Here is a 20,288-nt window from a genome sequence, read left to right as displayed (position 1 = left end):
AAAGCAGGGGTTGTAGAAATGAAGCCATTTGTATATGTTACACGCAAGCTGCCTGAAGAAGTTTTGTCTTCTTTGCAGGAGAGGTATGAAGTGGAGATGTGGGAAGATGAAAATATCTCTGTTCCTCGTGATATCTTATTGGATAAAGCGAAGAAAGCAGCAGGAATTCTGTCTATGCTTTCAGATCCTATAGACAGGGAGCTTTTTGAACAGTCACCTAACCTTAAAGTAGTCGCTAACCTGGCAGTCGGGTTTGACAATATTGATTTGGAAGCAGCCAATGAAAAAGGTGCAGCTGTATGCAATACACCTGATGTCCTGACAGATACAACGGCTGATCTTACGTTCGGTCTTATGATGGCAGCAGCCCGCCGCCTGATCGAGGCAGACAAGTATGTCAGGGAAGGAAAGTGGAAAAGCTGGTCACCGCTCCTGATGGCTGGGACTGACATCCATCATAAAACAGTCGGAATCATCGGCATGGGAAGCATTGGTGAGGCGTTTGCAAGAAGAGCGAAAGGCTTTGACATGGACATTTTGTATCATAACCGTTCCAGAAAGCCTGAAGCCGAGGAAGCGTTGGGGGCAAAGTATGCAACTTTAGAGGAACTGCTGACCCAATCCGATTATGTAGTTTGTCTCGCTCCGTTAACACCGGAAACCAAGGGACTCCTCCAGAAGGAACAATTTGAAATGATGAAATCATCTGCGATTTTCATTAATGCTGCCAGAGGCCCGATCGTCAATGAAGAGGATTTATATGGGGCTCTAGTGAATGGGGAAATTGCTGGAGCTGGTCTCGATGTATTTGAAAAAGAACCAATTGATGAATCTCATCCATTGCTAACATTAGACAATGTTGTGGCCCTTCCGCATATCGGAAGTTCCTCGGTTGAAACAAGAATGGAAATGATGGAGCTTTGCGCCAGCAATATTAAAGCTGTGCTTGAAGGAGATACGCCTAAAACATTAGTGAACAAAGAATGGCAAAAATAAAAAGGATGACCTGCTGCGGCGGGTCATCCTTTAAGTTTGCTGTAAAAGCAAAAGGAAGGCCTGGTTTGCAGGCCTTCCTTTATTAAATTAAAATACTTGTTCTACTTCAACGATCCCTGGAACCTCTTCCAATAGTGCGCGCTCAATACCAGCTTTTAGTGTAATAGTTGAGCTCGGGCAGCTACCGCAAGCACCAAGAAGACGAAGTTTTACAATGCCATCCTCGACATCGACCAATTCACAATCCCCGCCATCGCGAAGCAAAAACGGACGTAATTTATCTAACACCTCTTGTACTTGAGGTACTAATTCTTGTTGTGTCATGTACAATCGACTCCTTTCCTTACTTTCTATTATAATAATATATGCGGAAAAAATCTATCCGTTAGACCGATTTCGTGTGTTAAATTTTCCCTTGTTGTTTTAAATATGAAAGTGTACTGCTTGGTAAACTTTTTAGTTACGATAATCCAGGAAGTTTTGTAAAATAAGAGATAAGATGATAAAGGGGTGGAATGATGGAGAGAAAAGAAGTGGAAATCATCGTATATGGAGCGGAGAAAGTATGCGCAAGCTGTGTCAATCTGCCGACCTCCAAGGAAACCTATGAGTGGCTGGATGCCGCTATAGCGAGAAAGTATCCTGAACAGCCATTTACAATCAGGTACGTCGATATATTCAATCCGCCGGACGAAGAGGAGCTGCAGGAATTCGCAGCCCGTGTCATTGAAGAGGACATGTTCTACCCTGTCGTTTCCATTTACGGAAAAGTGGTGGGGGAAGGAAACCCGAAATTAAAGACCGTTTATTCTGAACTTGAAAAATACGGCTATCAGGCTGGATGATTCTGGACCCGTGCACCTTTGGTGTGCGGGTTTTGTTTTTATACTATAACTCTAGATTAGATTGGTGGGATTAAGGGCTTTATGAAGACGTTAAAGGAATTTAGATTTGGAAAGATGAAATTAAAGTCCTTTAAGAAGATGTTAAAGGACTATAGATTTCAAGCTGCAAAAATAAAGTCCTTTAAAGAGGTGTTAAAGGACTTTAGATTTGAAAACGCAAAACTAACATCCTTTAAGACGGCTTTAAAAGACTATAAATTACAGAATAAGAAATTAAAGTCCTATAGAAAGGTTTTATAGGACTTTAGATTTCAAGCGGCAAAAATAAAGTCCTTTAAAAAGGTGTTAAAGGACTATAGATTTGAAAAGGTAAATATAAAGTCTTATAAAAAGTCTTTAAAGGACTATAGAATCGAAATTACAAAATTAGAGTCCTTTAAAAACGCTATTGAGGTCCAACACGTTTGACCTGCCCCCAAAACAACAAAAAACCCAACGGCCTCGAGCCGTTGGGTTTTCTTCTTCTATTAAAATCAACCATTATGATACTTATACATCCATAGTACGCCGGATTTCAATAGTCTAGCGACACGCCCAGTGATGGAACGTTCGTTGACCAGTCCGAAACCGTGTTTTTTGCCAAGGGATCCAAGGATTCCTTTCAGCTTGATGCGCGGAAGTTCTTCAGGGAGTTCTTCGCCTTTCCAGCGCTTTAGGAGGATGGTAACGATTTGTTCAGCTTGTCCTTCTGCAAGCTGCGCGCTTGGTGCCTGAGGAAGGCTTGCGCAGTCTCCGACAACGTAAACATGTTCATCTTCAGGAATGTTATGATACTTTGTCAGCACGACCCGGCCCTGTTTATCTTTTTCCACTTCCATCTCACGGACAACTTTGGTTGGCTGGATGCCGGCTGTCCACACTATCGCATCACAGTGGATGCTTTCTTCATGATTGTGAAGGGTATTCGGTTCAACTTTCGTGATATTGGAGTTATTGACGATGTCGACATTATTTTCCTCGAACCACTTATGAACGTACGAGCTAAGTCTTTCAGGGAATGTGCCGAGAATCCTTGAACCGCGGTCAAAAAGCTTGATGTTTAAATCAGAGCGGCTTTCACGAAGCTCACTGGCAAGCTCGATTCCGCTTAACCCGGCACCCACAATACCGACTACCGAACCGGCAGGGAGATTGGAAAGGGATTCATACGTTTTCCGGGACTTTTCGATGGACTGGATGCTGTAAGTGAATTCATCGGCACCCGGTACACCGTGATACTTATCTTCGCAGCCAAGCCCGATGACTAGATCGTCATAGCTGACCGTTTCCTCGCCGTTTAAATAAACAAGTTTACTAGCTGTATCGATTTTGGTGACATCTCCGTATTTCACTGTAAGTCTTGAATGTTCTGGAAAATCGACGCGTACATGCTGATCGGAAATGGTCCCGGCCGCAAGTGCGTAGTATTCAGTTTTTAAACAATGATAAGGCACCCGGTCTATCAGGGTAATCGAAACATCTTCGGGAAGCTGGTTAGGCAGCAGGCGAAGAAGCACCCGCATATTTCCATACCCGCCACCGAGCAGGACTAAATTTTTCATAACTAATTTCCCCTTTTGCACTTGAATGATGAACTCATTTCTGTTTCACTATGCGGAAAAGCCCGGCTGATTAAGATGCGGGGAGATGCAAAGCTGGCGAAATGAGGAACAGGTTTAAGTAAGCACTTTCAATAATAGACATTTATTGTTCTATTTTCTGTATAAAATAAAACGTAATCACTAAAAAGTATATCGAAATAATAGATTTTTCACAACAGAATTATGACAAATACTTCACATATTAAGTCTTATTAGAAAAGACTCACCTTGCTGGCTTTTCACTTTCTTTGTTATTTATTTTTTCTGCCAGAAATGTACATTTTATTGACGTTGTCCGGGAAAAAAGGTAGCATAATCTTGTAGCAATAGCGAGGTGAAGAAAGTGAAACCTATTATTGAGTTTTGCATTAGCAATCTTGCAAGCGGAGCACAAAAAGCGCTTGAAGCTCTCGAAAGGGACCCGAACCTCGATGTGGTCGAATATGGCTGTTTGGGTTACTGCGGAAAGTGCGCTTCATCATTCTTTGCTCTTGTGAACGGTGATGTCGTCCAGGGAGACAGTCCCGGCGAGCTTGTGGAAAATATATATCAATTTCTTGAAGAAAACCCGATGTTCTAACTCATAAATTCAACTAACCAGAACAGGCAGAAGAAGGAAACTCTTTTTGCCTGTTTTTTTTATATCTATAAACAAAGGAGAAGAAACCATGACTTATTTTAGCGGGCTTTTACAAACCAACTTATATGTGAGTGATATCAACCAGGCGGCCAAGTGGTACCAGGATACACTGGGACTTGCGATTGCTGCTGATTATGGCACAACTGTTGTGCTGGCTTTCGGGGATTCACCCTCTTATGACGAAGGAAAAAGCGGGAATCCTGTTTTGTGCTTGATTGAAAAGAAAGAGCTGGGAGAGAGGCAGAATACAACTCATCCGGTCCTGGGCATTTCACAAGAACACTGCGAGGATCTTTATGAAGAGTTGAAGGGAAACGATGTAGTGGTGGAAGAGAAACCTTCGCACAGAGGTCATTTCAAGTTTTACGATCCGGATGGGAATATGCTGGAGGCTTTTTGTCCGGGTATATATGATTGATGATCAGAGCTGGGATTTCCCAGCTCCTTTCATTTTAGGTAGCTTTTTTATAATCATCTCTCATTTCATGCCATCGCTCACGGGCCAATTCAATGATCCTTGGTTCCACTGAGTTCTTTTGTGAAGCAAGAACCTTGGAGAAGTAGGAGGCAGCTTCACGAAAATGCCGGAGCCTTAATTGCAATTCAGCTATAAGATACAGGATTTTGGTTTCCGACATTCCTGTGCCGGTAAAATCATCTTTCATATAAGTGTTGATATATTCCTTCAGAGCAAGTGTAGTGAAACGGTTTTCCTGTTCTTCATTCTCAATGGAACGGTAAAGCCAGGCTGTTCTGAGGTACAGGCCAGCAAGCGTGATACTCTTTTCTTTTTTCAGAGTGCCTGTAAGGATGGGCAGCTTGTATGTGTTGATTGCTTCTTCGAATGACCGCTCTCGGCCGAAGTCCTGTTTTGACCACTGGCTTGCCAGTTTTTCCTGTATTTGCAGCTTTTGTGCAGGCACTATATATTTTGTGAAATCATCTGTGAATGAAAAGCCGCACTCGGGACAGACATTCACGTTATATAAAAGAGGATTGATCTGCTCCTCTTTGTATACGGGCCGGAAATCAGTCTCATGGTGGCTGAATTTAATAAACCTGGAGCGTATTTTTGTGCTATGGAAAGGGCTTTTACAATAGAGGCATTCAATTTTCTTTTGATAAAATGGTGTTATTTCCGTCATTTTTCAACCTCCACCCGAATAGGTCTTTATGCTTATATTATACCGCGGAAAACATGATAAAAGAACTAAAAGGTATCGAACAGCCCAATTTGCAGATTGGTTGAGGATATAGGCAAAAAAGTATATACTGTACACTAAACAGTCATAAACTATTGTGAGAAGATAGATGCTTTTATGGAAAAAATGGAGGTGAATCACAACATGTCAGATGTTGTAGTAATTACAGAAGCAGCAGCATTGCAAATCAAGGATATGATGAAGCAGAATGAGGAAGAAGGAGCATTCATTCGTGTATCCATCAAAGGCGGAGGCTGCAGCGGTCTTTCTTATGGAATGGGATTTGAACATAAACCCGGCGAAGATGATGTTCAGCTTGAACAGCATGGCATCAATGTAGTAGTGAACAAGCAGGATGCCCCGATTCTTAATGGCACGAAGATTGATTATAAGCAATCAATGATGGGCGGAGGTTTCACAATCGATAACCCAAACGCCATCGCCAACTGCGGGTGCGGGTCTTCCTTCAGGACAGCGAAGAATGCTGGTACTCCTGAGAACTGCTGATCATTTTAAATGAAAGCCCCTTCCGAATGTAAGTTCGGAAGGGGCTTCTTTTATAGATTCTTTAAAGCTTCATCAATAGGAGTATCGCCGTTTAGGATTTCAAATGTTTTATGATAGGTCTCCGATACAGTTAGACAAGCTGTCAATACTTCGGCTACATCTTCACGGGTGATGCTACCGCTTTTATCCTCGATGGAAGGTGATGCGATAATGCTGCCGGTCTTTTCTCCATCTACAAGGGCACCCGGACGGACGATGGTGTAGTTAAGGCCGCTTTCAACAAGATGCTGGTCAGCCTTACCTTTTGCCTCCAGGTAGTGCTGCATTCCTTCAGGTCCGATTGCAGGGGTATCCGCTCCCATGGAACTCAGCATGATGAAACGGTCAAGGCCTTTCTCTTTTGCATAGTCGATGGCTTTGATGGCCCCCTGTTCATCAACGGCAGTGGTTTTGTCAGGGCCGGTCGAACTGCCTGAGCCTGCGGCGAATATTACGGCATTCACTTCATCAAAAAGGTAAGAAAAGTCCTCTTCCAAGTCCCCGACGAGCGGTTTGGCCCCGAGCTTTTCCATCGCGTCAATTTGCTCAGCCTTGCGAATCATTGCCTTTGGGATATGCTGACTGCTATTGACGAGTGAGGAAATAACATGCTTTCCTGTTTTTCCGTTTGCTCCGATAACGAGTACATTCATGACAATCATCCTCTTTATATAAAGATTTCTTACTAAATGCTCTACCCGTATAAGCCCTGGTTAAACGCTGTGGATTGCACTCTACATAGAATGGCACCATGCGGGGCTTTTAATTCTCAAAGCAGGATTAAAAAAAGCTGATACCGTCAGACCAAGCAGTCTTAGGGTATCAGCCTTTCTAAAAATCAGCTGAACAAGGATGTACTGTGCAGAGGCTGTACTCTTGCTTTTGGATCCATGTATGCTTTTGCGTTATTGACGGCAGTTGGCGCTTCACCGAAACCGCTGGCAATCAGCTTCACTTTTCCTTCATATGTGGATACATCTCCTGCTGCGTAAATACCAGGGATATTCGTTTCCATTTTTGAATTCACGACAATGGAGTTCTTTTGGATTTCCAAGCCCCAGTCTTTAATCGGGCCGAGGGAAGAAACGAAACCGAAGTTAACGATCAGTTCATCAAGATCGAGTGCTTCTTTGGCATCTCCACGTACTTCTTCCAATACTAACTGACTTACTTTTTCTTCGTCCCCGATTACTTCGGTTGGGACAAAAGGTGTCTTGATTTCAACAGAAGATTTGTGCAGTTCATCAACGCTGTGTTCATGTGCGCGGAACTTGTCACGGCGGTGAACAAGGGTTACTTTTTCTGCAATCGGCTCAAGCATCAATGCCCAATCGACAGCGGAATCGCCGCCGCCGCAGATGACCACTTTTTTACCGGCAAAATATTGCATATCATCTATGAAATAGTGAAGATTTTTCCCTTCATATGTAGCAGCGCCTTCGAGTTCCAGTCTTCTTGGCTGGAATGCACCGTTTCCTGCAGTGATGATGATTGTTTTCGAGTAGTGAACTTCCTTATCAGTCGTTAACTTAAAGACACCATCGGCTTGTTTTTCTACATTTTCCACCGCTTGCTCAAGGCAGACAGTAGGCTCGAACTGTGCCATTTGTTCTTTTAAGTTGTTAACAAGGTCCTGTGCTTTCACTTTCGGGAATCCCGCAACATCATAAATATATTTTTCCGGGTATAATGTAGACAACTGTCCGCCAAGCTGCGGCAAGCTTTCAATGATCTTGACGCTTGCTTTTCTCATCCCGCCATAGAAAGCAGTGAACAGCCCTGTTGGACCTCCACCGATAATTGTAATATCATATACTTTTTGATCCTCTTTCAAATGATATCCCTCCTGTTTGTTTTCCACTATAGTATCTATTCTACCACATGAGCTCACTACTTCACAAAATATGTATCAAAATTGCGAATAGTCTGATATGTTGGATGCGTTTTCATTCGGATATTGACGGGTGGTATAAATTCGAAATTTTCTTAAGTTTTATTCTTTAAGGATATATCTTGAAAATCAAAAGTAAAAAGAATAATATGTAAGGTAGGGCATATTGTTAAGATTTTATGACATTTTTCATCCTTTTTTTATCCTTAATCGTGAAACTTGTCACATACTTATTTATATTTCTTTATTTATTTCATATTTCTTCAAATAAAAATCTTGCCTGCGGTGGATGCTAAGTCATATATATTCATCGTAAATTCTAAGAAAAAGGTGGATGTGATTTCTTTGAGAAAGCCAAGAATAGTTGTATTAGGTGCTGGTTATGGCGGCCTGATGACAGTGACTCGCCTGCAAAAACAATTCAGTAAAGATCAAGCGGAAATCGTTCTGATCAATAAGAATGATTACCATTATGAAACAACATGGCTGCACGAGGCTTCCGCAGGAACGCTGCATCACGACAGAGTCCGTTACGACATCAAAGATGTCATCGACGGCCACAAAGTGAACTTCATGCAAGCTACAGTGGAAGATATCCAAACAGACGCAAAAAAAGTTATCACAGATAACGGTGAAGTGGAATATGACTATCTGGTCGTTGCACTGGGTGCCGTTTCTGAAACGTTCGGAATCAAAGGCTTGCATGAGCATGCTTTCATGATTGCCAACATCAATACTGCACGCCAGCTTCGTGAACATATTGAATACCAATTTGCTACTTATAAAAACGAAGAAGAAAAGAAAGACGAGCGTTTGACAATCGTTGTCGGCGGCGCAGGCTTCACGGGAATCGAGTTCCTTGGAGAGCTTGGCAACCGAATCCCTGAGCTTTGTAAAGAATATGATGTCGACTACAAGAAAGTAAGAATCGTGTGTGTAGAAGCTGCACCAATGATCCTTCCTGGATTCGACCCTGAACTTGTAAAATATGCTCGCGCCAAACTGGAGAAAAAAGGTGTGGAATTCCGCATCGGCACTCCTCTTAAGGAAGCGACAGAAAACTCCGTCATCATTTCTAAAGGTGAAGACGAAGTGGAAGAAATCCAAGCTGGAACGATTGTATGGGCTGCGGGAGTACGCGGAAATCCAATCATCGAAAAAGCTGGCATTGAAAACATGAGAGCCCGTGTAAAAGTTGGAAAAGACTTAAGAGCTCCAGGACATGACAACATCTTTGTCATCGGTGACTGTTCACTGATGATCAACGAAGAAATCGACCGTCCTTATCCACCGACTGCTCAGATCGCAATGCAGCAAGGTGAAACTTGTGCGCGCAACATCACTGCTTTGATCAAAGGCAACGATGCGCTTGAGCAATTCAAGCCGGACCTCAAAGGAACAGTATGCTCACTTGGTGAAGACGATGCAATCGGACTTGTATTCGGCAAGAAACTAATGGGTACAAAAGCTTCATTCATGAAAAAAGTGGTTGATAACCGTGCACTATACATGGTGGGCGGAGCCGGCCTGGTCATGAAAAAAGGTAAATTCAAATTCTTTTAAGATAAAGACAAGCAGAGCGAATGACTTCGTTCTGCTTTTTTTGTTAGGCTCAATACCCTATTATAAAGAGAAGCGTACGGGATAATAGGGTGATTAAACCGTAAACACCTGGTTATAGAATAAAAAGTGTCATGTAGTATAGTGATAACCAAGATGGGGGGAGATCGCTTGAAAAGAGGAAACGTCTGGCTTGCTGCAGCTGGCCTGATCATCGATAAAGAAGGACGCTGGCTGGTGGTGAAAAAGAAGTATGGCGGCCTGAAGGGGATGTGGTCCCTGCCTGCAGGTTTTGTTGATGAGGGAGAGACTCTTGAACAGGCAGCTCAAAGGGAAGTGAAAGAGGAGACCGGCCTTGATACAAATGTGGAGGGAGTCATCGGCATAAGGTCTGGTGTGATCAAAGATAAGATTAGTGACAATATGGTCCTGTTCTTGCTGAATCAGGAAGATTTTGCTCAAGAGCCTGTACCATGTGAAGATGAAATCTCGGAAGTCCGCTGGATGACAAAGGAACAACTTCTTCGCTGTAAGGAAACGTCCATCATGATTCATGAAATGATTAAGTATGATTTCAACCTTTTGAAGTCAGGATTAGACCCCATTGACCCGGGTGAACAGTTTGGGTATACCAGCTATAAATTATTTTTTTAATTTTCTGAAATTTAATGAAATTTCAAGATATTGAATGAAAGAAGAAGATGTATTCGCTTTCATTGCGGTACACGCGTTTTTTTGTCCCTTTTCTAAAAAATCAAACGGTGTTATAGTATCAGAAATCAACAAAAACTTTTTTAGTGAAGGGGAGATAAGGACGATGAGATCAACGATTGAAACAGCAGCAAAGAAATGTGAATATTGCTCAGGAAAAGGGTATTTCCAACTCGTTCTTGGCGGCTCTGAAACATGTCCTTGCTGCAGCGGCAGCGGCAAAAACAAATAATAAATAATAGCAATCATTTTTATATTCAGGACCGGCATATGGCTGGTCCTTTTTGTTGTGAGTTAAACGGATACCCAGGCTCTCAGCATCCTATTCAAAATATGTTCATTTTGTGAAGAACCTTCAATTCATGCCATAGTTTATTGACGGTGGGTGAAACATTGAGTACACTAAACTTTAGTGTCAATGGAGGTGCTTCAGGTATGCAAATGGGAATTCCGGTAGTAATTATATCGATGTTATTATTTTTTGTTTTGTTTTTTGGTATTGGCTTTTTGCTGAACATGCTTCTGAGAATGACATGGATCATGGCAGTTATTTATCCTATCATTACGATTTTCATTGTGGATGAAGTAAGGTTTATAGAATATTTCAGGAACTCGGGAGAATCATTCTCTGCATTGGGGACGAAGTTCGGAGCTCTGACAGCAGTTGATATACTTATCCTTTCATGTGGACTGGCTGGGGCCATTGTTTCCGGCATTACGATGAAAATCCTTAGAAAAAAAGGCTATCAAATGTTTTAATATCATATTTATATTGGAAAGCTCTTTGCTCAGCAGCAAAGGGTTTTTTTATTTTTCTTTCTAGAATAGAGCAGTTGATTTCCACTTCAGGCACACGCTTTCCTGGGGGGCGGGCGGTGAGCCTCCTCGGCTGCGCCTGCGGGGTCTCACCTGTCCCGCTAATCCCCCAGGAGTCGGTGCCTTCCGTTTCAATCAACTTGTGTAAAAACAAACAGAATGAGTGAAAAGAGTTTTTACTTAAAATTTGTTTGTAGGCGGAGGGCTTATTCAATTTGTAACTCGATTCTCCTTCATCCACATAGTACTCATAAAAATTATGTTTCTTCCCACTCAACTACATCTAATAAATCACTATAGAACGTACTCCCAGAAACATCATCTCATACCTCTCTCCTGTTCAGAAAGTTGAAACTATTAGACTTTTTAACTAATTCCTGAATATATTTTTGTCTTTTGGGAAAGTAATAGTGATGGGAGGAGTGATTCTTACATGAATTATATTAAAAAATGGTCGAAGAGGCTTGTTATGGCCCTCTTGTTTACAGCAGCATTGTTGGTCACATTCCAATCAATCTCCGGGGTTAAGGCAGAGTCCTTTTCGAATTGGCTTGCAGGGCAGGCAGAAACACAAGAAAGTGTATATATAGAGCATTCATATAAAAAGTTATCTTTGAAAGACAAATTGTTGAAAAGGGCAAAAAGCCTGCGTACGCTGATATCAGCGGCTGAGCCGGTTGTGGCGAAGCCAAAATCCCTTGAAGATGCCATTGATTGGTCACAGTATCCAAAAGAGACAGTAACAGCCACAGGATATACAGCAGGGATAGAATCCACCGGCAAACTTCCAGATCATCCGGCTTATGGTATTACATATTCAGGAGTAAAAGTAAAAAGGGACTTATATTCAACAGTGGCTGCTGACCCGGATGTATTCCCCATAGGGACGATTTTGTTCATTCCAGGGTATGGATATGGAGTGGTAGCGGACACAGGAAGTGCGATCAAAGGACATAGACTGGATTTGTACTATGATACTGTCGATGAAGTGTACGAGCATTGGGGCAAGAAGGAGCTTGAGGTCTACGTTGTCACAAAGGGGACGGGAAAGCTTACGGAAGAAGAACTGAAGGCCCTGAATGAAAATGAGAGCATGCAAGTATTCAGACAGCAGTATATCCAGAAAAAAGAAGAATAAGAAAAGAGGAAGGGCTGTGTGCTCTTCCTCTTTGTATTTTTCAAAATTCAATTGAGCCGTACTGATCGGGATGAAGGATCTTTCCGAGCTTCAATGCACCGGCCAGCAGCCGTGGGGAAGGCCGGCAGTATAATTCCTCTTCAAGAATGAGGATCCGGTCATCTATGACAGCCTGAAGTGTGTCCCAACCGGGTCTTTTAGTGACAACCTTTGGGTTGACTTTTTCCCGTCTTACCCCAACCCATGCAAGGCATATGTAATCAGGATTTCTTTTGTAAACATCTTCCCAGTCCGTTTGAATGCTCGCAAGTTCTACATCTCTGTATACATTTTTTGCGCCGGACATCCGGCTTAATTCGGTCAGCCAGTTGATTTTTCCAGGAGTGAAGACTGGTTTGGGCCACCACTCCCAATAAAGCTCGGGAGACGAGGTTGTTAGGTCGGCTGCTTTTTTTAAAGTCTCGATTTTCTTATTGAAATCTTTTTGCATTTCAATTGCTATATCTTCAACACCGCACGCCTTGCCAATGGTCAGCAGGTCTCCTGCTATATCTTCAAAGCTTTGTGGATTGGTGACGATATAGGGAAGCCCCCTCTTTTTCAGCTCTTCTATGTTTTTCTCCATCCCCGGCACGCTTAAAGAGGCCAGTATGATGTCCGGCCGGAGCTCCTCGACCTTATCCATGTCGATGCTGAGGTCAGGACCCAGTTTAGGAAGGGAGCTGACTTCTTCGGGATAGTCGGAAAAGTCATCAACCCCCACCAGGGAAGAGGTCAATCCTAAATAATCGACAACCTCGGTATTGCTGGGACAAATGGATACGATTTTCATATATGATCCCCCCTGTCCATCTTAAAGAGTATAGTAAATAACCAATGTCAGCAGTATGCCGGATAGACCGCCGAAGAAGACTTCGATCGGTTTGTGTCCGAGCAGTTCTTTGAGTTCTTTTCGCTTTTCTTCTTCGGGTTTCTTTTGCCAGCCCTTCGCCTCTCCTACAAACCTCTGGAAATCACCGACCAGTTTGTTCAGGACGATGGCCTGCTCACCAGCCTGGCGTCTGACCCCAGTGGCATCAAACATGGTGATGATGGCAAAGATAGCGGATACAGCAAATATGGGCGAGCCAAGCCCTGTTTCGAGTGCAACACCGGTTGAAAGTGCTGTAACAGCAGCTGAGTGAGAACTCGGCATGCCGCCTGTTGAGGTAAGCAGTGACCAGTCGAGTTTCTTGGTGGCCATGAATTGAATGGGCACTTTGATGAACTGGGCAAAAAAGATTCCGAATAAAGCCGCCCATAGGGGGAAGTTTGTAAGTAGTTCCATCGCTGTCGTAAAACATCCTTTCCAGTGGTATTTGGTTCAATCCAGCTCCAAGGCCCCAGCGGCTAGCAGATTTCGGTCTCTCTCCTTGCGATAAGTCTTCATCGAATCGCTCTCGCTCTTCGTGATTCCTTTATCTCATGCGAGAGCCCTCCAATCTGTACGCCGCTGAACGGGGCCTTTCCGCTTTTTATTTTCCCGTTCTGTCTCATAAAATGTTTTCCCAATTATACCATAGTAAATCATGGAAACAGAAATACTTCACTTAAATGCCGCCAATGGGTCCCTCTCGTTCGAAATATATCGAAAACTTTTATATAATTAGGGTGGAGGTGCTTTTAAATGAAATTTACAGTTGATAATAATGGATTCTTTAACACAGATCAGGAATGTATCCTGGTAGGACTGTTCAATGCCCCTGAATTCACAGGAGAGCTTGCCGAGCTGGATTCAAAGTTCGACGGACAGTTAACGGAATTAGTGAAAGCAGGGGACCTCTCCTCAAAGCTTAAAGCTGTTTCCAAAGTACATACTTTCGGTAAAATTCCTGCAAAACGCCTTGTGTTTGTAGGACTAGGAAAAGCAAAAGACCTTTCATTTGATGAATTGAGAGAAGCAGTCGGAGCCGCTTCTAAAGCGATCCAGGAAATGAAAATCTCTTCATTTGCCGTTGCTTTGGACACACTGACGACAGAACAGTTTGATGCATCGGATATCGCTCATGCTGTCAGCGAAGCATTCACAATGGCGACGTACAGATTCCCTGGCTACAAGCACAAAGGAAATGTCCCTGAAACCTTCATCAACAGCTTGACTGCCTTTTCTTCGCATGATAGTGCTGAGGTTGAAGCAGCCCTTAAGGTTGGCTATGCTCATGGACGAGGTGTGAACTCCGCGCGCGCGTTGGTAAATGCACCGGGTAACATTCTGACTTCTACAAAACTTGCGGATTATGCTGCGGAGATCGGTAAAAAATATGAGTTCGAAGTGGAGATCCTTGATAAAGAAGAGATGGAGAAACTGGGAATGGGCGCACTTCTTGCGGTCAACCAAGGTTCTGTAGAGCCTCCTAAAATGATTGTACTGAAGTACCAAGGACGAGACGAATGGAACGATGTGATCGGGCTTGTCGGAAAAGGAATCACGTTTGATACAGGCGGATACTCCCTTAAACCGAAAGACGGCATTGTCGGCATGAAAACCGATATGGGAGGCGCGGCAGCTGTTCTTGGCGCGATGGAAATCATCGGTGAACTAAAGCCTGAACAAAACGTGGTGGCTGTCATCCCTTCAACTGACAATATGGTCAGCGGGAATGCTTTCAAACCGGATGATGTCATCACGGCCATGAGCGGAAAGACGATCGAAGTCCTGAATACCGATGCAGAAGGAAGACTTGCCCTTGCAGACGGTATGACATACGCTAAACATCATGGCGCTAACTACCTGATTGATGTCGCTACATTGACAGGCGGCGTAATTGTCGCTTTGGGTAATGACAAAACAGGTGCTTTAACGAATGATGAAGGTCTGTTCGAACAAGTACTGGAAGCTTCATCGGAAGCGGGAGAATTCATTTGGAGACTTCCATACACGGAGAATGACAAGAAAAGAGTCAGAAGCAGTAAAATTGCTGACTTGAACAATTCGCCGGGAAGAGAAGGACATGCCATCATGGGTGGTGCCTTCGTAGGAGAGTTTGCTGAAGGAACGCCGTGGGTTCACCTTGATATCGCTGGAACGGCTACTTCAAAGTCTGACCACAATCTGGGACCTGCGGGAGCAACCGGTGTCATGGCGCGTACACTAGCATTGCTTGTTGAACGCTTTGAAACTTCAGAAAAATAATACGATGAGAAGCTTGCCTCTTTTAGGGCAAGCTTTTTTTGTTTAGTATAAACTTGTTATATCTTACAAGAGAAAAAATTGGAATAAAACATTTTAGTAATTTAGCAGACTAAAGCATTGACAGTATCCAAACCATCTGATAGATTAGGAAAGGTATTTTAATGCTCTAACGATTTAGCGAACTAAAGTAAAATAAAATGATATAGTTTTGGAAGGAGATTTTCATCATGAATGCAGTCATCGTTGCTGTCCTGATCATGCTTGTTCTCAGCCTGCTCCGTGTGAATGTCGTGTTCGCATTGGTTGCCGGCGCACTGGCTGGCGGTCTGACAGGCGGTTTAGGAATAAATGAAACGGTCAATGTTTTTACAGAAGGATTAGGCGGAGGAGCGAATATCGCCATCAGTTACGCCTTGCTTGGAGGATTTGCTGTCGCAATCTCCTATACAGGGATTCCGAACCTCCTGGTGGACTTCGTCATCAAGGTGGTGGGGAAGGAGAGAGATTCCAGAAGAAAAGCTTTGTCTAAAGCCCTTATTGTTTTTTCCATCTTACTTATGGCTTGTTTTTCACAGAATCTGATTCCGATCCATATTGCTTTTATCCCGATTCTAATTCCGCCTCTTTTGAAAGTGATGGTGGAGCTTGAAATCGACCGCAGGCTGATTGCTTCTGTTTTAACCTTTGGTCTCACAGCGCCATACATCTTACTGCCTTACGGTTTCGGTTTCATGTTCCATGAAATCATCGCGCAGAATATGGAATCCAGCGGACTCGCAGTGGCTATGGCTGATATTCCAAAAGCCATGCTTCTGCCGACAGCTGGCCTGGTGGTTGGTCTATTGACAGCTGTTTTCTTCAGTTATAGAAAACCTCGTCAATATAAGAAAATTGCCGAACAAAAGACAGAGACTCAGACGGTTTATACGAGAAAGGGAATTATCTTTGCGGTGCTATCGATCATTGCAGCACTATATGTCCAGCTTGCACTAGACTCCATGATTTTCGGTGCATTAGCTGGTTTGGCCATCCTGTACATTTCAGGTTCTGTTAAATGGACTGATGCCGATGGTGTGTTGACAGAAGGTATGAAAATGATGGCTTTCATTGGATTTGTCATGATTGCAGCCAACGGTTTTGCAGCTGTTGTCCAGGCGACAGGCCATGTGGATACATTGGTTGAAGCAACTTCAGATATCATTGGCGGAAATAAATCTCTTGCCGCATTGCTCATGTTGATTGTCGGGCTTCTTGTCACGATGGGAATCGGTTCTTCTTTTGCAACCATTCCGATCATTGCAGCTATTTTCGTACCGCTTGCTTTGGAACTTGGGTTTAGTCCCCTTGCGACAGTTGCGATTGTTGGTACGGCAGGAGCGCTTGGAGACGCAGGCTCACCTGCTTCCGACTCGACTCTTGGGCCGACGGCCGGGCTGAATGCGGACGGACAGCATAACCATATCTGGGATACATGTGTACCGACATTCCTGCACTTCAATATCCCAATGATTTTGTTTGGCTGGATTGCAGCGATAATTTTATAAAACAAATGGGCGCTTCTTTGACGGAGTGCCCATTTTTATGATGTTTACCTAGAAAAAGGCGTGAAGTAGGAGAGTGCCCATGCACCTGGGAGATTGTTTGCATACATAGGTAATGAAGCCTTAAATATATAAGGAGGTATGCAGATATGAATGATCCTCGATTTCACTATAGAAACCCGCATCACGGTAATAGATTCGGCTGGGGATTCGGCCTTCCTTTTCTTGGAGGGGTATTAGGCGGTGTGCTCGGGGGAGCGCTTGTTAGACCACCTTACTATAGACCGCCGTTTTACGGATACGGACCTTATCCAGGGTATGGATATGGGTATGGAGGCTATCCTTATGCGGGGTATGGGTCTTACCCGTATTATTAATCAAATAAAGCTTTTTCACCAAATAAAGGACCAAACCCATGGGGTTTGGTCCTTAAATATGTTTTTAGTTACTTCCACCTTAGGATGATGGTTAAATGACAGCAATCAATATTAGCTGTTTTATTGCTGAAAATCAGGGTGAAACCGTCCGGGTTAAACTTAATTCCGGGAGTGCTTTTGACACCAGTCCCTTTAATCAGGCGGTTTATCTCATCCATTTTGGATCTCTGGGCCGCATCCATCAGTTTGGACGCATAATCTTTTGACTTAGAAACCCTATCCATGATGAGTTGGGCATCATTCAATAACGGTTTGGTTTTATCAGCAGAGTCCATAAATTGTTCCGGTTCCACTGGAGGATAGGCTTGCGGATAGCGGTGCACTTGATAATAGGGATTGACAGGCGGCCATCTCGGCGTTTGCGGCCGCTGTATCGGTGTATAGAAGGGATGGTATCTGTGCATATATTGACCCCTTTCAAACATAGTCCTGAGCCGAAAAAATACAATCGTTTCCTGTTCATAAAGAACTATATGCATGATGTTTTCGCTATATTCGTATACTCCATCAGAACAGCTTCAACACCATTGAAAGAAAAACTTACCCTATAAAAAAGGATTTCTGAACATATATCGAGAAAGTTAGCTTAAGCAATCAATAGAAGAGGTGACCAATTTGAATAGTGAGAATACATTGATCAGCGCATTAGGAATGGAATTCATTGAACTGGGGAAAGGCAGAGTGGTAGCGACAATGCCGGTTGATGAGAGGACAAGGCAGCCTTTCGGATTCTTGCATGGCGGCGCTTCCGTCGCATTGGCGGAAACGGTGGCAAGTGTCGGGGCCGTTGAACTGATTGATCTGGAAAAAGAAATTTGCTTCGGGCTTGAAATCAATGCCAATCATATCAAGGCCAAAAAAGATGGTGTCGTCACGGCAACGGCTACAGTCATCCATCAGGGAAAAAGCACGATGGTCTGGGATATCCGGATTACGGATGAAGAAGACAGCCTGATCTGCGTATCGCGCTGTACCATGGCCGTCGTACCAAAAAGATAATCCTTTAACACACTAAAGCACTGGGGGACAGTCCCTCAGTGCTTTAATGTGTTAAAGGGAATGTTTACCTTCTCCTGAACCGGGAATTTTAAATAGAAATACTGTTAAAGGAGAGGATCGTATGCCTTGGTCGAAAAATGATTATCCTGCTTCATGGAAAAACCTTTCGTCAGATGTGCGCAATAAAGCAATAGAGATCGGTAATGCTTTACTTCGTGAAGACTATGATGAAGGAAGGGCGATTGCCATTGCAACGGACCGCGCGGAAAAATATGTAGATGGTGATTCTGAGGATAAACCAGAGTTTCATATCAGGTCCAATGATGATGGTTGGGAACTTAAGAAAGAAGGCAGCGAGAAGGCGATCTATACAGAAGATACAAAGGAAGATTTGCTTGATAAAGCGAAGTCATACGTGAATGACCATGATGGCATCCTTGTCATCCATAAAGGAGACGGGGATGTGGAGGATAGATTATACGACAACTGATATAAAAAAGGACTGCAGAATCCGGAAACCCCGGGCTGCAGTCCTTTTTTGATGATTGTTGGAAAGGGCGTCTAGAAGGGTTCTAGAGTCCCGAAGGAAGAGGTTGTTGGAGGAAAGGGCGTCTAGAAAGGTTCTAGAGTCCCGAAGGAAGAGGTTGTTGGAGGAAAAAGGCGTCTAGAAGGGTTCTAGAGTCCCAAAGGAAGAGGTTGTTGGAGGAAAAGGGCGTCTAGAAGGGTTCTAGATTCCCAAAGGAAGAGGTTGTTGGAGGAAAAGGGCGTCTAGAAGGGTTCTAGATTCCCAAAGGAAGAGGTTGTTGGAGGAAAAGGGCGTCTAGAAGGGTTCTAGAGTCCCGAAGGAAGAGGAGGTCTATGGAAAAAGGCGTCTAGAAGGGTTTTAGATACCCGAAGGAAGAGGTTGTCAGGGGAAAAAGGCGTCTAGAAGGGTTCTAGAGTCCCAAGGAAGAGGTTGTTGAAGAAAAGAGCATCTAGCGGAGTTCTTAGAACCTTATAGAAAAGGACTGCAGAATTCCGGAAACCCCGGGATGCAGTCCTTTTTTATTACATGTTTTTCTCTTCGTACTTCTGCTTTCCTTTCAGGTCATCCCGTACGCTTTTTTCCCAAAGGGCCACGCCGCTGTTGTAGGCTGCTCTTGAAATCAAGTGACCTGCAACCGGGGCAGTGATGAAGATGAAGATGATTCCGAGTATAAGCCTGGAGTTAAAGTGTCCTTCTTCCAAAAAGAAGAAAAGGAAAGTGCCGAGCAAAATGCACATTACCCCCAGTGTTGCACTCTTGGAAGCTGCGTGATTGCGGGTATAGACATCAGGCAGGCGGATAAGGCCGAATGCTGTGACAAGAGTAAGGAACGAGCCGGCAATAAGGAAGAATCCAATGAAGAATCTAATGATCTCGGTCATGCTCGATAATCGCCCCTTTTTCTAAGAATTTTGAGAAGGCCACTGTTCCGATGAAGGCCAGGATCCCAATCAGCAAAATGACTTCCAGGAAGGATTTCGAATGAAGCAGCATGGATGCCAAAGCGATGATGGCAATCAAATTGACCCCCAAGGCATCCAATGCTACCACTCTGTCCGGCGTTGTCGGGCCGACAATGACCCGGTAAATTAGTCCAATCATCGAAATGGAAACGGCGAGCAATGAAATTTGTATGATGGTATGAAGCATCAGCGGCTCACCTCCATGATGGCTTTTTCGAATGAATTCTTGATATCATCGACTGCTTCATCAACGTCATCGATATCGATGGTGTGGATATACAAAATTTTATTATCATAAGAAATATCCACAACCAGTGTTCCCGGTGTCAGGGTGATCAAGTTGGCAAGCAGCGTGATTTCCCAATCTGTCTTCAATTCAGTGGGAAGTGCGAATATCCCAGGCTTTATATCCAGTTTGGGCTTTAGGATTGTTTTTAACACCGCTATATTCGATAGTACCAGCTCTTTTAAGAACAGAAGCAGAAGGCTGATGACCGCGAAGACACGATACATATAGAACCGGGAGTTAAAGAACCTTCTGAATGCAAATGTAATGATCAGTCCGAGAATGTATCCTATGATAAAGGATGTTGAAGTAAAAGATACTTGCAAAAACATCCACAGAAAAGCTAGAAAGAAATTCAATAAAATTTGAAAGGCCATTCT

General features: G+C 43.5%; 26 protein-coding genes and 1 pseudogene. 15 read left to right on the top strand and 12 right to left on the bottom strand.

Features of this window, described 5'->3' with window-relative positions:
• Positions 1 to 18: 18 nt before the first annotated feature.
• Positions 19 to 996 carry a 2-hydroxyacid dehydrogenase gene (locus ACOJQI_RS19290; protein ID WP_421381129.1) on the top strand — a complete coding sequence of 326 codons (978 nt, stop codon included), beginning with the start codon at positions 19 to 21 and terminating at the stop codon, positions 994 to 996.
• Between the two features lie 87 nt (positions 997 to 1,083).
• On the opposite strand, the pseudogene ACOJQI_RS19285 reads toward ACOJQI_RS19290, so the two are convergent.
• A pseudogene (locus ACOJQI_RS19285) lies at positions 1,084 to 1,302 on the bottom strand (NifU family protein); the annotation flags it as partial.
• A 212-nt stretch (positions 1,303 to 1,514) separates the two neighbouring features.
• Here ACOJQI_RS19285 and ACOJQI_RS19280 point away from each other — a divergent pair.
• Positions 1,515 to 1,841 carry a YuzD family protein gene (locus tag ACOJQI_RS19280; RefSeq protein WP_421385516.1) on the top strand — a complete coding sequence of 109 codons (327 nt, stop codon included), beginning with the start codon at positions 1,515 to 1,517 and terminating at the stop codon, positions 1,839 to 1,841.
• Positions 1,842 to 2,374: 533 nt separating this feature from the next.
• Here the strand turns inward: ACOJQI_RS19280 and ACOJQI_RS19275 are convergent.
• Positions 2,375 to 3,442 carry an NAD(P)/FAD-dependent oxidoreductase gene (locus ACOJQI_RS19275; protein ID WP_421381127.1) on the bottom strand — a complete coding sequence of 356 codons (1,068 nt, stop codon included), beginning with the start codon at positions 3,440 to 3,442 and terminating at the stop codon, positions 2,375 to 2,377.
• Positions 3,443 to 3,824: 382 nt separating this feature from the next.
• On the opposite strand from ACOJQI_RS19275, the gene ACOJQI_RS19270 reads away from it, so the two are divergent.
• Both ACOJQI_RS19270 and ACOJQI_RS19265 read left to right on the top strand, forming a co-directional pair.
• Positions 3,825 to 4,061, top strand: coding sequence for a YuzB family protein (locus ACOJQI_RS19270; RefSeq protein WP_421381125.1), 237 nt, complete (start codon positions 3,825 to 3,827; stop codon positions 4,059 to 4,061).
• Positions 4,062 to 4,149: 88 nt separating this feature from the next.
• Entirely contained in the window at positions 4,150 to 4,539 is a 390-nt protein-coding gene (locus ACOJQI_RS19265; RefSeq protein ID WP_421381123.1) for a VOC family protein, read from the top strand.
• A gap of 34 nt (positions 4,540 to 4,573) precedes the next feature.
• On the opposite strand, the gene ACOJQI_RS19260 is transcribed toward ACOJQI_RS19265, so the two are convergent.
• A complete protein-coding gene (locus ACOJQI_RS19260; RefSeq protein ID WP_421381121.1) occupies positions 4,574 to 5,266 on the bottom strand; it encodes a DUF2225 domain-containing protein in 693 nt (230 codons plus the stop codon).
• 201 nt (positions 5,267 to 5,467) lie between these two features.
• On the opposite strand from ACOJQI_RS19260, the gene ACOJQI_RS19255 reads away from it, so the two are divergent.
• The gene (locus ACOJQI_RS19255) at positions 5,468 to 5,830 is read left to right on the top strand and encodes a HesB/IscA family protein (RefSeq protein WP_421381119.1); all 363 of its coding nucleotides are present in this window, start codon (positions 5,468 to 5,470) and stop codon (positions 5,828 to 5,830) included.
• Positions 5,831 to 5,880: 50 nt separating this feature from the next.
• Here the strand turns inward: ACOJQI_RS19255 and ACOJQI_RS19250 are convergent, their stop codons facing one another.
• On the bottom strand, positions 5,881 to 6,522 hold the full coding sequence (locus tag ACOJQI_RS19250) for an SDR family oxidoreductase (RefSeq protein ID WP_421381117.1): 642 nt from the start codon (positions 6,520 to 6,522) through the stop codon (positions 5,881 to 5,883).
• 185 nt (positions 6,523 to 6,707) lie between these two features.
• A complete protein-coding gene (locus tag ACOJQI_RS19245) occupies positions 6,708 to 7,703 on the bottom strand; it encodes an NAD(P)/FAD-dependent oxidoreductase (RefSeq protein ID WP_421381115.1) in 996 nt (331 codons plus the stop codon).
• Positions 7,704 to 8,105: 402 nt separating this feature from the next.
• On the opposite strand from ACOJQI_RS19245, the gene ACOJQI_RS19240 reads away from it, so the two are divergent.
• The 4 genes from ACOJQI_RS19240 (at position 8,106) to ACOJQI_RS19225 (ending at position 10,790) form a co-directional block, all read left to right on the top strand.
• Positions 8,106 to 9,323 carry an NAD(P)/FAD-dependent oxidoreductase gene (locus ACOJQI_RS19240; RefSeq protein ID WP_421381113.1) on the top strand — a complete coding sequence of 406 codons (1,218 nt, stop codon included), beginning with the start codon at positions 8,106 to 8,108 and terminating at the stop codon, positions 9,321 to 9,323.
• A 168-nt stretch (positions 9,324 to 9,491) separates the two neighbouring features.
• Positions 9,492 to 9,974, top strand: a complete 483-nt coding sequence (locus ACOJQI_RS19235; protein WP_421381111.1) for an NUDIX hydrolase — start codon at positions 9,492 to 9,494, stop codon at positions 9,972 to 9,974.
• Positions 9,975 to 10,137: 163 nt separating this feature from the next.
• Positions 10,138 to 10,263 (top strand): YuiA family protein, encoded by a 126-nt coding sequence (locus ACOJQI_RS19230; RefSeq protein ID WP_421381109.1) that lies wholly within the window; start codon positions 10,138 to 10,140, stop codon positions 10,261 to 10,263.
• A gap of 203 nt (positions 10,264 to 10,466) precedes the next feature.
• The gene (locus tag ACOJQI_RS19225) at positions 10,467 to 10,790 is read left to right on the top strand and encodes a YuiB family protein (RefSeq protein ID WP_421381107.1); all 324 of its coding nucleotides are present in this window, start codon (positions 10,467 to 10,469) and stop codon (positions 10,788 to 10,790) included.
• On the opposite strand, the gene ACOJQI_RS19220 is transcribed toward ACOJQI_RS19225, so the two are convergent.
• Entirely contained in the window at positions 10,762 to 11,088 is a 327-nt protein-coding gene (locus ACOJQI_RS19220) for a hypothetical protein (protein ID WP_421381104.1), read from the bottom strand. The genes ACOJQI_RS19225 and ACOJQI_RS19220 overlap by 29 nt on opposite strands.
• 192 nt (positions 11,089 to 11,280) lie before the next feature.
• Here ACOJQI_RS19220 and ACOJQI_RS19215 point away from each other — a divergent pair, with 192 nt between their 5' ends.
• Entirely contained in the window at positions 11,281 to 11,985 is a 705-nt protein-coding gene (locus ACOJQI_RS19215; RefSeq protein ID WP_421381101.1) for a 3D domain-containing protein, read from the top strand.
• 40 nt (positions 11,986 to 12,025) lie between these two features.
• Here the strand turns inward: ACOJQI_RS19215 and ACOJQI_RS19210 are convergent, their stop codons facing one another.
• On the bottom strand, positions 12,026 to 12,817 hold the full coding sequence (locus ACOJQI_RS19210; protein ID WP_421381098.1) for a cobalamin-binding protein: 792 nt from the start codon (positions 12,815 to 12,817) through the stop codon (positions 12,026 to 12,028).
• 21 nt (positions 12,818 to 12,838) lie between these two features.
• Complete coding sequence (locus ACOJQI_RS19205) at positions 12,839 to 13,312, bottom strand: divergent PAP2 family protein (RefSeq protein WP_421381095.1); 474 nt, start codon at positions 13,310 to 13,312, stop codon at positions 12,839 to 12,841.
• A 339-nt stretch (positions 13,313 to 13,651) separates the two neighbouring features.
• On the opposite strand from ACOJQI_RS19205, the gene ACOJQI_RS19200 reads away from it, so the two are divergent.
• From ACOJQI_RS19200 to ACOJQI_RS19190, 3 genes are all read left to right on the top strand, one after another.
• A complete protein-coding gene (locus ACOJQI_RS19200; RefSeq protein WP_421381092.1) occupies positions 13,652 to 15,157 on the top strand; it encodes a leucyl aminopeptidase in 1,506 nt (501 codons plus the stop codon).
• Between the two features lie 227 nt (positions 15,158 to 15,384).
• Entirely contained in the window at positions 15,385 to 16,701 is a 1,317-nt protein-coding gene (locus ACOJQI_RS19195; RefSeq protein WP_421381089.1) for a Na+/H+ antiporter family protein, read from the top strand.
• Between the two features lie 146 nt (positions 16,702 to 16,847).
• Complete coding sequence (locus ACOJQI_RS19190) at positions 16,848 to 17,075, top strand: hypothetical protein (protein WP_421381086.1); 228 nt, start codon at positions 16,848 to 16,850, stop codon at positions 17,073 to 17,075.
• A gap of 68 nt (positions 17,076 to 17,143) precedes the next feature.
• Here ACOJQI_RS19190 and ACOJQI_RS19185 read toward each other — a convergent pair whose 3' ends face one another.
• Positions 17,144 to 17,539, bottom strand: coding sequence for a hypothetical protein (locus tag ACOJQI_RS19185; protein WP_421381083.1), 396 nt, complete (start codon positions 17,537 to 17,539; stop codon positions 17,144 to 17,146).
• Positions 17,540 to 17,732: 193 nt separating this feature from the next.
• On the opposite strand from ACOJQI_RS19185, the gene ACOJQI_RS19180 reads away from it, so the two are divergent.
• Both ACOJQI_RS19180 and ACOJQI_RS19175 read left to right on the top strand, forming a co-directional pair.
• The gene (locus ACOJQI_RS19180) at positions 17,733 to 18,134 is read left to right on the top strand and encodes a PaaI family thioesterase (RefSeq protein ID WP_421385515.1); all 402 of its coding nucleotides are present in this window, start codon (positions 17,733 to 17,735) and stop codon (positions 18,132 to 18,134) included.
• A 121-nt stretch (positions 18,135 to 18,255) separates the two neighbouring features.
• Positions 18,256 to 18,624 carry a DUF2188 domain-containing protein gene (locus ACOJQI_RS19175; RefSeq protein WP_421381080.1) on the top strand — a complete coding sequence of 123 codons (369 nt, stop codon included), beginning with the start codon at positions 18,256 to 18,258 and terminating at the stop codon, positions 18,622 to 18,624.
• A gap of 557 nt (positions 18,625 to 19,181) precedes the next feature.
• Here the strand turns inward: ACOJQI_RS19175 and mnhG are convergent.
• From mnhG to ACOJQI_RS19160, 3 genes are read right to left on the bottom strand one after another with little or no spacing between them, the layout of a single operon-like run.
• Positions 19,182 to 19,541: a monovalent cation/H(+) antiporter subunit G gene (mnhG, locus tag ACOJQI_RS19170; RefSeq protein ID WP_421381077.1), complete on the bottom strand. Its 360-nt coding sequence runs from the start codon at positions 19,539 to 19,541 to the stop codon at positions 19,182 to 19,184.
• Entirely contained in the window at positions 19,525 to 19,809 is a 285-nt protein-coding gene (locus tag ACOJQI_RS19165) for a Na(+)/H(+) antiporter subunit F1 (RefSeq protein ID WP_421381074.1), read from the bottom strand. Before ACOJQI_RS19165 ends, mnhG begins: the two co-directional genes overlap by 17 nt.
• The gene (locus ACOJQI_RS19160; protein ID WP_421381072.1) at positions 19,809 to 20,285 is read right to left on the bottom strand and encodes a Na+/H+ antiporter subunit E; all 477 of its coding nucleotides are present in this window, start codon (positions 20,283 to 20,285) and stop codon (positions 19,809 to 19,811) included. Before ACOJQI_RS19160 ends, ACOJQI_RS19165 begins: the two co-directional genes overlap by 1 nt.
• Positions 20,286 to 20,288 lie beyond the last annotated feature (3 nt).

It is taken from the genome of Bacillus salacetis, assembly GCF_049177075.1.
Lineage (GTDB): Bacteria > Bacillota > Bacilli > Bacillales > Bacillaceae_B > Rossellomorea > Rossellomorea salacetis_A.
This window is presented reverse-complemented; position numbering and strand designations above follow the sequence as displayed.

Coding starts and splice junctions, on each gene's coding strand:
- ACOJQI_RS19265 (WP_421381123.1), top strand. CDS start 4,150: ATGACTTATTTTAGCGGGCTTTTACAAACCAACTTATATGTGAGTGAT.
- ACOJQI_RS19190 (WP_421381086.1), top strand. CDS start 16,848: ATGAATGATCCTCGATTTCACTATAGAAACCCGCATCACGGTAATAGA.
- ACOJQI_RS19255 (WP_421381119.1), top strand. CDS start 5,468: ATGTCAGATGTTGTAGTAATTACAGAAGCAGCAGCATTGCAAATCAAG.
- ACOJQI_RS19205 (WP_421381095.1), bottom strand. CDS start 13,312: ATGGAACTACTTACAAACTTCCCCCTATGGGCGGCTTTATTCGGAATC.
- ACOJQI_RS19280 (WP_421385516.1), top strand. CDS start 1,515: ATGGAGAGAAAAGAAGTGGAAATCATCGTATATGGAGCGGAGAAAGTA.
- ACOJQI_RS19160 (WP_421381072.1), bottom strand. CDS start 20,285: ATGGCCTTTCAAATTTTATTGAATTTCTTTCTAGCTTTTCTGTGGATG.
- ACOJQI_RS19215 (WP_421381101.1), top strand. CDS start 11,281: ATGAATTATATTAAAAAATGGTCGAAGAGGCTTGTTATGGCCCTCTTG.
- mnhG (WP_421381077.1), bottom strand. CDS start 19,541: ATGACCGAGATCATTAGATTCTTCATTGGATTCTTCCTTATTGCCGGC.
- ACOJQI_RS19275 (WP_421381127.1), bottom strand. CDS start 3,442: ATGAAAAATTTAGTCCTGCTCGGTGGCGGGTATGGAAATATGCGGGTG.
- ACOJQI_RS19230 (WP_421381109.1), top strand. CDS start 10,138: ATGAGATCAACGATTGAAACAGCAGCAAAGAAATGTGAATATTGCTCA.
- ACOJQI_RS19290 (WP_421381129.1), top strand. CDS start 19: ATGAAGCCATTTGTATATGTTACACGCAAGCTGCCTGAAGAAGTTTTG.
- ACOJQI_RS19195 (WP_421381089.1), top strand. CDS start 15,385: ATGAATGCAGTCATCGTTGCTGTCCTGATCATGCTTGTTCTCAGCCTG.
- ACOJQI_RS19175 (WP_421381080.1), top strand. CDS start 18,256: ATGCCTTGGTCGAAAAATGATTATCCTGCTTCATGGAAAAACCTTTCG.
- ACOJQI_RS19260 (WP_421381121.1), bottom strand. CDS start 5,266: ATGACGGAAATAACACCATTTTATCAAAAGAAAATTGAATGCCTCTAT.
- ACOJQI_RS19200 (WP_421381092.1), top strand. CDS start 13,652: ATGAAATTTACAGTTGATAATAATGGATTCTTTAACACAGATCAGGAA.
- ACOJQI_RS19185 (WP_421381083.1), bottom strand. CDS start 17,539: ATGCACAGATACCATCCCTTCTATACACCGATACAGCGGCCGCAAACG.
- ACOJQI_RS19165 (WP_421381074.1), bottom strand. CDS start 19,809: ATGCTTCATACCATCATACAAATTTCATTGCTCGCCGTTTCCATTTCG.
- ACOJQI_RS19225 (WP_421381107.1), top strand. CDS start 10,467: ATGCAAATGGGAATTCCGGTAGTAATTATATCGATGTTATTATTTTTT.
- ACOJQI_RS19210 (WP_421381098.1), bottom strand. CDS start 12,817: ATGAAAATCGTATCCATTTGTCCCAGCAATACCGAGGTTGTCGATTAT.
- ACOJQI_RS19250 (WP_421381117.1), bottom strand. CDS start 6,522: ATGAATGTACTCGTTATCGGAGCAAACGGAAAAACAGGAAAGCATGTT.